The sequence below is a fragment of the Streptosporangium sp. NPDC051023 genome, assembly GCF_040689595.1.
In the GTDB taxonomy this organism is placed as follows: Bacteria; Actinomycetota; Actinomycetes; order Streptosporangiales; family Streptosporangiaceae; genus Streptosporangium.
The window spans coordinates 1-10,834 of the sequence record NZ_JBFBCE010000053.1 but is presented as its reverse complement, the minus strand read 5'-3'; the positions used below and the strand labels follow the sequence as shown (position 1 = coordinate 10,834).

The window sequence follows — 10,834 nt, the reverse complement described above, 5'->3', positions numbered from 1 at the left end:
TGAGTTTGCGGGTTGCGGACAGGTCGCCGGTGGTGGCGGCGTGGCGCCAGATCTCGATGGCTTCCTCGGTGCGGCCCGTCTGTTCCAGGAGCCGGGTGAGCTCTTGGCGGGCTTCGACGTCGCCCGCGTCCGCGGCGCGGTGCCAGGCGTTGATGGCTTCTTCCGTTCTGCCTGCCTGTTGGAGGAGTCGGGTGAGTTTGCGGGTTGCGGACAGGTCGCCGGTGGTGGCGGCGTGGCGCCAGATCTCGATGGCTTCCTCGGTGCGGCCCGTCTGTTCCAGGAGCCGGATGAGTCCTTGCCAGGCTTCGGCGTCACCGGCGTCAACGGCGCGGCGCAGCCAGGTCTCGGCCTCGTCGCGATCCCCGAGGCGCACCAGCAGTTCGGCCGTCATCGCCATCGCGTAGGTGTCGCCGGCCTCGGCCGCGGTGCGCCAGACCCGGACGGCCTCCGCAGTCTTGCCCGCCTGTTCCAGGTGGTCGGCCAGCTTCCAGAGCGTCATGGTGTCCCCGATCCTGGCCGCCACGTCCGCGGGACTGTCCGGCTCCGTCACGTTCGCGTGATCGTCCGGCTTCTCCGGTGTCCGGTGGGGCCGAGCCTCCTCCCACAGTCTGCGCGCCGTTCTCGCCTCGCCGCCGAGGGATCGGACGATCCGCGCGGTGAACTCCCAGCCGGGCAGGGAAACCGCTCCCGCGAGCACGGCGGCGACGTGCGTGTGGCTGTAGCCGACCCGGCCCGCTATCTCCCGCAGTGGTGGATTGCCTGCCTCTTCGCGCAGGCGGCGGAGATGACGCAGGTAGGCGGCGTGCTCCGCGGTGATCGGGGGCGCGCCGTCGAGCCGCAGGCGGGTTCGCACCCGGCGCCTGCGTCCTTCGACGGCCACGGTCGTCATCGCGAGCCGTTCGGCGATTTCGGCGGTCGTGAAGCCGTGACTCGTGAGGTAGACGACCTGCGCTGTGCGCCGGTCCATGCCCCGCAGCAGGTGGTCGGCTGACATCCGTGCCACCACGGCGTCCGCGACGTCTCCCTGGCGGGGGTTTCCCGGTGGCGGAGGTGAAACGCTCAGGTCGAGATCGAGGGCGGGGACGTATGTCCCGTCCAGATGCCAGGCCTGCCGGGCTCTCCGCGGGAGGGACAGGGCCATCCGGCGGGCCTGCTGCGGTATCCACTGCCGCAGGTTGGGGATCACCGATCGCCAGCGCTGATAGGCGGCCAGCAGTGTCTCCTGGGCGATGTCCTCGATGTCGGTCCGTTGGAGGCCCTGTGGGCGCAGGGCCGCCTGAACCCACCGGACTCCCAGCGGGTAGAAGTCTTGGAAGCGGTATGGGATCCGGATCCCGTACCGGATGCTCTGCTCGGCCAGGGAGCGGCGCAGAGCCCACTCGTGAGAGTCTCCGGCGCAGGCCGAGACGATCGCCTCGAGCAGTTTCTCCGAGGGGAGGGTACGGCCTGCGAACGCCTCGGACAGCGCGGCCGGGCTGTAGTAGGTGCGCGCGGCCAACTGTCTGAGCGAGGGCCCTCCCGCCCGCTCGCGCAACGTGCGCAACTCGTGGACGAACTCGCCGACGACCTGTTCTGCGCCGACCCCGGCGCCCGGCGGATGCTCGAGACGGTCAGGCCGGGTGGCCGTCCGCGGCGGTGGGGGGATCTTGCGCTCCCGCCTGCGCAGGGCGGCGGCGATGTGCTCGCGGCCGTCGCCGGTGACGCGGTAGTAACGGCGCCGGGGGCCCCTGCGGCGCGTGTCGTCTCCGCTCTCCCACCCGCCCTCCAGCCAGCCTCGCTCCTCCAGGCGTGCGAGCAGCGGGTAAATCGTGCCGGTCGGCCTCCGGGTGGCGTCGGCGAGTTGCAGGCCGTACACCGTCTGGCCGTCGGCGGCGGCGAGGGCTTCGAGCACGTCGAGAGTGGCGCCTGTAAGACGGAGAACATCATTCATCGGCGGATACCATCTAGCTATGTAGAGATAGAGTCAGGTGTTCAGCCGTCGCGATGTAATAGTCGACGACGGAACTAAAAGGCGGAGGTCCCGGCCCAGCTGGAACTGTTCACGGAACCCCCGCCCGGTGCGCCGCTAGCTGGCTTGGGCTCGTTACAGCCCAGGCCAGCCCTCGCGGATGGTGAGATACAGCTTGGCGAGCACGGTGGCCACCGTGCCCAGCTGCACTACCAGGCGAAGACGACGACGAAGGCGGTTACCGCGGGGGTTGTGGGAGGCGGGCTTCCTGGAAGCCGTGTCCTCCTGTTCGTCCCCCTTTCCCGGCTCATCGCCGGATTGTGATGTTGTCATCCGCCTTTACCCTCTCTGTCGGCTCCTGATGGATTTCGCCGCCCCGGGGTCCAGCCAACATCGGCTTTCCCGCAGGCGCCTCAAGAGAAGGTCATTCATTAGCGTAGCGGTCCCGCTTGCTTCGCGAGTTATGCATCTTTTGCTCGCCTGGTTTTTGCCGGCAAGTAAGGGGGGATAAGGGCGATCTGCCATGAAATGCGCAATAGATATGCTTTTAGGGCTGATTGGGCTTTGGTAGAGAAAGTCCTAATTTTGGGGTGTGAGCGAAATATGAGGGCATTCGACGACGCGAAGGCGCCCGCGATGCGGACGCCTTCGGTTCTCGCCGGGCCCCTTCGGCCCCGTTAGGTCCTTGCCCGTTCCCGCTGGGTCTTCCCGGGACTTCCTTGGGCCCTGACGTACTTCTTGGCCCGATCTTCGTTCAGATGGGATCAGGGGTTGTCGTAGCCGATCCACTGGATGAACCAGCCGTACTGCTGGGCCGTCGCAGGCGAGATCGGTGTGGCGTCGCGCCACTGCACATAGACGCGGAACTTGGTGGCGGTGATCTCGTAGACGGCGCTGGGGCCGACGAGGCTCCACTGGGCGCCCGTGCCGCTGATGGAGGTGACATAGACGGGTCTGCCGGTGAAGCGGGCCGAGGTGGTGTCCACGTCGATGAAGATGCCATTGGCGCCGTAGGCCTGCCAGCCCTGTCCGGGCTGCGTGCTGCCGGAGGCGATGCGTGCGGTAGGCATGAGGGGATTCCTTTCGCGAGAGAAAGAAGCTCACTGAGAGTGTCCACATGAATCACCTCCGTGGCGACGGATGCTTTTCTGTCCCATCGGCCACACAAGTCCATCGTTTCGGTGCTGGATGTCGCCCTTCGAGTGCGGAGAGTGACGAGGTGGAGTGTCGTCAGGCGGCCCTGACGGTTCTGAGGGCGGCGCTCCAGGCGACGAGCTGGTCGAGCATCGTGGTGAGCGTGCCCTCCTGACGGGCGGAGGGGGTGAACACCGTGAAGTTCTCGAAGTCGGTGAAGAGGCTCAGCTCGACCTGGGCGCGGACGTCCGCAAGCTGAAGCTCCCCGGCGATCAGGCGCAGATGCTCGACGGCTCGCACGCCCCCGGCCGCGCCGTAGGAGACGAAGCCGACCGCCTTGTTGTTCCACTCCCGGTACAGGAAGTCCAGTGCGTTCTTGAGCGCCCCCGAGGTTGAGTGGTTGTACTCGGGGGTGACGAGGACGTAGCCGTCGAACTCGTCGATCTTCCGTGCCCACGCCAGGGTGTGCGGTCGCGCGTACAGTCCCTGCGCCGGGTGGTTCTCCTCGTCCAGGTTCGGCAGGTTGTAGTCGGCGAGGTCGACCAGTTCGAACTCGGCGTCGTCGCGCTTGGCCGCGATGTCCCGCACCCAGCGGGCGACCGTTTCGGCCGTACGGCCCGGCCGGGTGCTGCCGATGATGATGCCGATCTTGAGCATGGAATCCGCATCACCCGCATGGCCGAGCGCGGGCTGCTGATCCGCGAGCAGTGCCCCGAGGCTCCGCGCGGCGCGGTGGTCGTGCTCACCGAGGCGGGGCGTGCCGCCATCGCCATGGCGACGCCCCGCCGTATCGCGCACATCCGCCACTGGCTGATCGACCCGCTGACCGCCGACCAACTCGACGTGCTCGCCGACATCTCCCACACGGTGCTCGAACGGCTACGGGCCCCCGGGTCCGGCCACGACCAGGAGGCTTCCGGCGACCACCCGAGCTGCGGCTGATCCCTCCGTCACGATTCCACGGTCCGCGCGGTTCGCGGTCCAAGCAGTCCGTGCGGTTCAAGCAGTCCGCGCGGTTCAAGCGGTTCGCCGGCACGCGTGTCGCGCGTGCCGGCCCGGGGACGATCGAGGGGTGAAACTCACCCGCGGATTTGCTCGGCCGGTCGGCCGAGCAGCACCGTTCTGGCCGGGGTCAGGGTCGCCGTGTACGCCAGCCCCATCGTGATCACCGCCATCGCCGCGTAGACGAGAGGCGACACGTGTGGCAGCGGTGAGCCGGTCACCCCATAGCTGAGCGCCATCAGCGTCGGCGCGGCGATCAGGGTTCCGGTGATCACCGCGAGCCCGCCGATCAGCAGCGCCTCCCAGCGCACCATGCCGCGCACCTGCCGCCGGGTGCCGCCGACCAGGCGCAGCAGCGCGAACTCCCGCACCCGCGCGCTGGTGGCCGTGACCAGCGTGTTGACCACCGAGATCACGATGAACAGGATGATCATCCCAAGTAGCAGGAGGTTGACCCAGTTGCTGAACTCCTGCGCCGCGTTGACCGCCGCGCCCGCGCCGGCTCGGTCCAGGACCGTCAGGCCGGGGGCCGACGCGGCCAGTGCGGCGAGCCGGTCCTTGGTGCCGCCGGTGACGTACAGCCGGTCGGCCATTCCGGCCGCCGAGTGATCGCGCGCCAGCGCGTACGGCAGGGCGACGTCGCCGTACCCGAGACCGCGCTCGTAGACGGCCACGACGGTCCGCTTGACGGGGGTGCCGTCCCCCAGAAGCAGCTTGACCGTGTCTCCGACCGAGGCGCCGAAGCCGCCGGCGGCCAGGGTGCTCAGCGCCACCCCGTTGTCGCGCAGCCGGTCCAGTGAGCCGGAGGTGACGCCGAGGTCGATCCCGTGGGCGGGGACGGTCAGGCCGATCGCCTCCATCGGCTTCAGCGTGCGGTCTCCCAGTTCGATCGTGTCGGCGAGCACCTTGGTGCGGATCGTCTCGGTCACCCCCTTGACGCCGGGCAGATCGCGGGCGGCCTGGGCGACCTCGGGGGACAGGCCAGGTCCTGTCGACTCCAGGACGTAGTCGGCGCGGTTGCCCTCCAGTGCCTGCCCGGCGGCCGCGTGACCCAGGGTGGACTGGGAGAACAGGATGGTCGCGGTGAAGGCGAACATCAGGATGAGCGGGGTGGCGACCGAGGCCAGCCGCTTGGCCGCGGTCCGGGTGTTGGCCACGGCCAGGTAGCCGCCGACCGGCGAGGTCCGGCGGATCACGCCGCCCGCCAGGCCCGCGGCCAGCCGTACCAGCCAGGGGCCCAGCAGGGCGGCGGCGGTGATGAGCAGCAGCACGATCGCGCTCGCGCTCATCGCGGCCGTCTCGCCGGCCGCGACCATGGCCGCGCCCGAGGCGGCCGTGCCCAGGACGAGGAAGACCAAACCGGTGACCATCCGGCCACGGCCGAGTTCCCTGCGTTCGACCGCGGCCTCGCCCAGCGCCTCGGTCGGCTTGATGCGGGCGGCGCGTCGTACGGCGCCGCGGGCGGACAGCCAGGCGATGAGCAGCCCGACCACACCCGCGACCAACATGGGAATGGGGCCGACCGCCAGGGTGAACCCCTGCGGCACCATGCCCTTCGCGCTGAACTGGTCGAACAGCCACCTTCCCAGCACGCCCCCCAACGGCAGTCCGGGCACGAGGGCCGCGAGCCCGATGACCAGCGCCTCCCGCCCGATCATGGCGCGGATCTGCCCGGGCGTCGCGCCGATCGCCCGCAGCAGGGCGATCTCCCGGTCGCGCTGCCGGACCGAGAGCCCGAACGCGCCGGAGATCACCAGCCCTGCCACCATGAGGATCACGCCGCCGAGGCTGCCGCTGAGCGCGATGAGCATCTCCCGGCCCCCCTGCGCCGCGGGCTCCTCGGCCATTCCGCGCTGGTCGCCCGAGTACACCGTCACGGTGTCGCCGAGCGCCCGCTCGACCCGCTCCGCCAGCCGCTCGCTTTCGCCCTCGACCTTGCCGAACACGCCGAACGCCGAGACCTTGCCGGGGCGGGCGAACAGTTCGGTGGCGCGCTGCGCGGTGAAGAACACCGACGCCTGCCGGGCAACGCCGGGCCCGGCGATCCCGGTCACGGTGTACTCCCGGACGCCGTCCCGGCCGGTGACGCGCACCTTCTCGCCGACCTTGCGGCCCAGCGTGACGTCCGTGACGATCTCGCCGGACGCGGCGGGCGCGCGGCCCTTCATCAGGGTGTACGGCGTGAGCTCGGCCGACTCCCAGGAGCGCCCGACCACACGCCCCTGGGCGCCGGTCAGGCCGACCGGGAAGCCGATCTCGGGCACGACCTTGGCGACACCGGGCACCTTGGCGATCTTCTCGGCGAGGGAGGCCGGGATCGCGACCGGCTCGGAAAGAGGCTGACCTATGTCGGCCTGCTCCATCTTGCGGAAGACCTGCTGCTGTCCCGCCACCACGACCGGGGCGGCGCCGTACCGCTCGGCCGGGAGGCGGGCGCGTATGCCGCTCTCCATGAGCAGCCCGCACGAGGCGACCAGGGCCACGGCGAACAACAGCGCGATGAACGAGCTCGCGAGCGAGAGCAGACGGCCACGCGAGGTGGCGAAGGCGAGTTTCAGCACGGCACGGCCCTCAGGCGGCCGAGCGCGGCCATGCGCTGCGCGATCGTCTCAGGCCTCGCGGCGTACACCTCGTCGACCAGCGCGCCTCCGGCCAGGAACAGCACCCGGTCGGCGTATGAGGCGGCCACCGGGTCGTGGGTCACCATCACCACGGTCTGGCCCGTGGTGTTCACCACCTGGCGCAGCAGGCCGAGCACCTCGGCGGCGGTCTGGGTGTCCAGCGCGCCCGTCGGCTCGTCGGCGAAGACCACCTCCGGCCTGGTCACCAGCGCGCGGGCGATGGCCACCCGCTGCTGCTGCCCGCCGGACAACTGGGAGGGCCGGTGCCGCGCGCGCTCGCTCAGCCCGACCCGGTTGATCACCTCGGCCGACCAGGCCTTGTCGGGCCGGGTGCCCGCGAGCCGGAACGGCAGCAGCATGTTCTCGGTCACGCTGAGCGAGGGGATCAGGTTGAACGCCTGGAAGACGAACCCCGCCTTGTCCCGGCGCAGCTCGGTCAGCTGGGTCTCGTTCATCCGCGACAGCTCCGTGTCGCCGATGTGCACCGTGCCGGAGGTGGGGGTGTCCAGCCCGGCCGCGCAGTGCAGGAAGGTGCTCTTGCCGGAACCCGAAGGGCCCATGACGGCGGTGAAACCGCCCCGGGGCAGGTCGACCGTGACCCCGCGTAGCGCGTGCACTTCCTTCCCGTACGTTTTGGTCACCGCGTTGAGGCGCACCGCGTGCGTCGCCACTTGTCGTCCCTCGTTTCCGGATCTCTCGTTTGGTCACTCTTACGCTAGAGATCCGGACATTCCGGAAACGAGCCGGTGAACCCCCATCCGTTGGTAGTGCTGGCCTTACGGTAGGAGCGCCGGGACGGCTTCGAACGAGGTGGAGGCGCGCGGTCGGGTCAGCGGGTGCCGCCGGGCTTCCAGAGGATCTCCTCGCCGTCGGCGGCGATCCGGCACAGGATGAACATCAGATCGCTGAGGCGGTTGAGGTACTTCGCGGTCAGCGGGTTGACGTCGTCATGCGCCTCAAGGGCCGACCAAACGGTCCGCTCCGCCCTTCGGGTCACGGTCCGCGCCACGTGGAGCTGGGCGACGGCGGGGGGACCGCCCGGCAGAATGAAGCTGCGCAGCGGCTTGAGCCGCTCGTTGAACTCGTCGCACCGCGCCTCAAGCCACTCGACGTAGGAGGGCTCGACGCGTAGCGGCGGGAACTCGGGATTCTCCGTGATCGGCGTGGACAGGTCGGCGCCGACGTCGAACAGCTCGTTCTGCACCCGGACGAGGACCGCGGTGACGTCGTCGTCGAGGGTGCCCAGCGAGAGGGCGACGCCGATCGCCGCGTTCGCCTCCTCGACGTCGGCGTACGCCGCCAGACGCGGGTCGGTCTTGCGGGTGCGGCTCATGTCGCCGAGCGCGGTCGTGCCGTCGTCGCCGGTGCGGGTGTAGATCTTGGAGAGCACCACCGGGTTGTCTCTGTCAGCTCGCGTCATAACGCTCAGCGTATCTTGCGCAGAATTACTCCTGATTAGTCAGATAGCTGACAATATGATTTACCGATGGCTTCTGGTTTTTACCTGCGATTCCCTCACATCTCCCAGGAGACGCTGACCTTCGTCGCCGACGACGACGTCTGGGCGGCCCCCGCGGACGGAGGCAGGGCGTGGCGTCTGTCCTCGGACCGGGCACCCGCCACGCATCCCCGGCTCTCTCCCGACGCCACCAAGGTCACCTGGACGAGCGTTCGCGACGGCCATCCCGAGGTACACCTCGCCGATCTGGAGTCCGGCTCGGCCGAGAGGCTGACCTACTGGGGTGATCCCAGAACCCGCACCCGTGGCTGGACGCCGGACGGCAGGATCCTCGCGATCAGCGCGACGGGCCAGCCGTTCACCTGGCTGAGCTGGGCCTACGCGCTCAGTGACGGTCAGGCGGAGCGGCTGCCCTACGGTCCCGTCGCCGATCTGTCGGCCACGGGGGACGGCGGCGCCGGGGAGGCCGGGGAGACGGTGGTGCTGCTCACCGCCGCGCTTCCCCGCGACCCCGCGATCTGGAAGCGCTACCGGGGCGGTACGGCGGGCCGCCTGTGGGTACGGCGCGAGGCCTCCGGGGACTTCGAGCGGCTCCTGAGGGAGGTGGACGGCCACTTCGCCAGCCCGATGCTCGTCGGCGGGCGCCTGGCCTTCCTCTCCGACCACGAGGGCGTCGGCAACCTCTACTCCTGCGCGTTCGACGGCACCGATCTGCGTCGCCACACCGACCACGACGCCTTCTACGCCCGGCACGCGACCACGGACGGCACCAGGATCGTCTACCAGAACGCGGGCGACCTCTACCTGCTCGACGGGCTCGACGCGGAGACGCGCAGGCTCGACGTCGGGCTCGGCTCGCCGCCGAGGGGGCGGCAGCCGTACCAGGTCAACGCCGGATGGCGGCTGCACGACCTGGCGGTCGACGCGACCGGGCGGGCCAGTGCGGTCGAGGTCCAGGGGACGGTGCACTGGGTCACCCACAGGGACGGTCCCGCGCGGCAGCTCAGCACAGGCCTGGGGGCGGGGAAGCCACGCGTTCTCGGCACGGACCAGGTGGTGTGGGTCTTCGACGACGGAGAGAGGCAGGGGCTGGAGATCGCCCCGGCCGGTGGCGGGGAGAGCCGCAGGATCGCCGCGGGGGAGCTGGGCGAGGTCGGTGACCTGGCCGTGGCGCCCGACGCGGGCACGATCGCGGTGGCCGCGCGCGACGGCAGGCTCCTCCTGGTGGACGTGGCCTCGGGAGAGGTCGCCGAGCTGGTCGCGGCGAACGGCGAGATCAGCGGTCTCGCCTGGTCGCCCGACTCCGCCTGGCTGGCCTGGTCGCACCCGGACGCCACGCCGCTGCGCCGGATCCGGCTGGCCAGGCTGGCCGACCGGGTCGTCACCGACGTCACCGACGGGCGGTTCGTCGATGTCTCGCCCGCGTTCGCCGGGGAGTATCTGGCGTTCCTGTCGCGCAGGGGTTTCGACCCGATCTACGACGCCCACTCCTTCGACATGTCCTTCCCCTACGGCTACCGCCCCTACCTGGTGCCGCTGGCCTCGGCCACGCCGTCGCCGTTCGCGCCCAGCTCGGAGGGACGGCCCTTCGCCGACCCCGAGGACGACAAGGACGACGACGCCCCGCTCACGGTCGATCTCGACGGCATCGCCGCCAGGGTCGTACAGGTCCCGGTGCCCGAGGGCCGGTACTCGGCGCTCAGCGCGGTCAAGGGCGGCATCGTCTGGCTGCGCGAGCCGCTGACGGGCGAGCTGGGCGAGGACCAGGACCGGGTGGGGGGTGAGGCGCCCAGGCCCGCGCTCGACCGCTACGACCTGGCCAAGCGCAAGTGCGAGGAGGTGGTCGAAAAGCTCGACTGGTACGCGGTGAGCGGCGACGGCACCCACCTCGTCGTCTCGGACAAGGGCACCCTCACGATCAGGCCGGTCACGGGGAAGAACGGCGACGACACGACCGTGGACCTGTCGCGGATCCGCGTCACCGCCGACCCGGTGACCCTGTGGCGGCACGCCTACACCGAGGCGGGCCGCAGGATGCGGGCCGACTTCTGGGTCGAGGACATGGCGGACGTCGAGTGGGAGGCCGTGCTCGAGGAATACCGGCCGCTGGTCGAGCGCCTCGCGACCTCCGACGACTTCGCGGACCTGCTGTGGGAGGTCCTCGGGGAGCTGGGCAGCTCGCACGCCTACGTCTACCCCGCCTTCTGGGGGCACCGGCTCTCCGAGCCGGTCGGCCTGCTCGGCGCCGACCTGTCCCGTGACGGCGAGGGCCGCTGGCGGATCGACCGGGTGCTGCCCGGCGAGTCCTCCGACGTGCACGCCCGCTCGCCGCTGGCCGTACCGGGGGCGGGGATCGGCCAGGGCGAGGTGCTGCTGGCCGTCGACGGCCGTCCCGTGCCGCCGCAGGGCCCGGCGCCGCTGCTGGTCGGCGCGGCGGACAAGCCGGTCGAGCTGACCCTGGGCGGCGGCCGGAAGACGGTCGTCACACCGCTGCGTGACGATCGTCGCCTGCGTTACCAGGACTGGGTGACCGGGCGCCGGGCGCACGTCCGTGAGCTGGGCGGCGGCCGGGTCGGCTATCTGCACGTCCCGGACATGGTCGCGGAGGGCTGGGCGCAGTTCCACCGCGACCTGCGCAGGGAGATGACCCTGGAGGCACTGGTCGTGGAC

At 70.4% G+C, this 10,834-nt stretch carries 9 protein-coding genes; 2 read left to right on the top strand and 7 right to left on the bottom strand.

Features of this window, described 5'->3' with window-relative positions; genetic code table 11:
* The 4 genes from AB0395_RS29815 to AB0395_RS29800 all read right to left on the bottom strand — a co-directional run.
* Positions 1-1,930: helix-turn-helix domain-containing protein (locus AB0395_RS29815; protein WP_366286759.1), on the bottom strand; the 1,930-nt coding region annotated here is incomplete at its 3' end.
* A 153-nt stretch (positions 1,931-2,083) separates the two neighbouring features.
* Positions 2,084-2,281: a hypothetical protein gene (locus AB0395_RS29810; RefSeq protein WP_366286757.1), complete on the bottom strand. Its 198-nt coding sequence runs from the start codon at positions 2,279-2,281 to the stop codon at positions 2,084-2,086.
* 431 nt (positions 2,282-2,712) lie between these two features.
* Entirely contained in the window at positions 2,713-3,018 is a 306-nt protein-coding gene (locus AB0395_RS29805; protein ID WP_366286754.1) for a hypothetical protein, read from the bottom strand.
* A gap of 160 nt (positions 3,019-3,178) precedes the next feature.
* The gene (locus tag AB0395_RS29800; protein ID WP_366286751.1) at positions 3,179-3,739 is read right to left on the bottom strand and encodes an NAD(P)H-dependent oxidoreductase; all 561 of its coding nucleotides are present in this window, start codon (positions 3,737-3,739) and stop codon (positions 3,179-3,181) included.
* Positions 3,740-3,757: 18 nt separating this feature from the next.
* On the opposite strand from AB0395_RS29800, the gene AB0395_RS29795 reads away from it, so the two are divergent.
* Positions 3,758-4,024, top strand: a complete 267-nt coding sequence (locus AB0395_RS29795; RefSeq protein ID WP_366286748.1) for a hypothetical protein — start codon at positions 3,758-3,760, stop codon at positions 4,022-4,024.
* 137 nt (positions 4,025-4,161) lie between these two features.
* Here AB0395_RS29795 and AB0395_RS29790 read toward each other — a convergent pair whose 3' ends face one another.
* The 3 genes from AB0395_RS29790 to AB0395_RS29780 all read right to left on the bottom strand — a co-directional run bounded on the left by AB0395_RS29790 (position 4,162) and on the right by AB0395_RS29780 (position 8,125).
* A complete protein-coding gene (locus AB0395_RS29790; protein WP_366286745.1) occupies positions 4,162-6,645 on the bottom strand; it encodes an FtsX-like permease family protein in 2,484 nt (827 codons plus the stop codon).
* Positions 6,639-7,376 (bottom strand): ABC transporter ATP-binding protein, encoded by a 738-nt coding sequence (locus AB0395_RS29785; RefSeq protein ID WP_366286742.1) that lies wholly within the window; start codon positions 7,374-7,376, stop codon positions 6,639-6,641. Before AB0395_RS29785 ends, AB0395_RS29790 begins: the two co-directional genes overlap by 7 nt.
* A 158-nt stretch (positions 7,377-7,534) precedes the next feature.
* A complete protein-coding gene (locus AB0395_RS29780; RefSeq protein ID WP_366286740.1) occupies positions 7,535-8,125 on the bottom strand; it encodes a cob(I)yrinic acid a,c-diamide adenosyltransferase in 591 nt (196 codons plus the stop codon).
* Between the two features lie 66 nt (positions 8,126-8,191).
* Here AB0395_RS29780 and AB0395_RS29775 point away from each other — a divergent pair.
* A partial coding sequence (locus AB0395_RS29775) for a PDZ domain-containing protein (RefSeq protein WP_366286737.1) occupies positions 8,192-10,834 on the top strand: 2,643 nt, incomplete at its 3' end.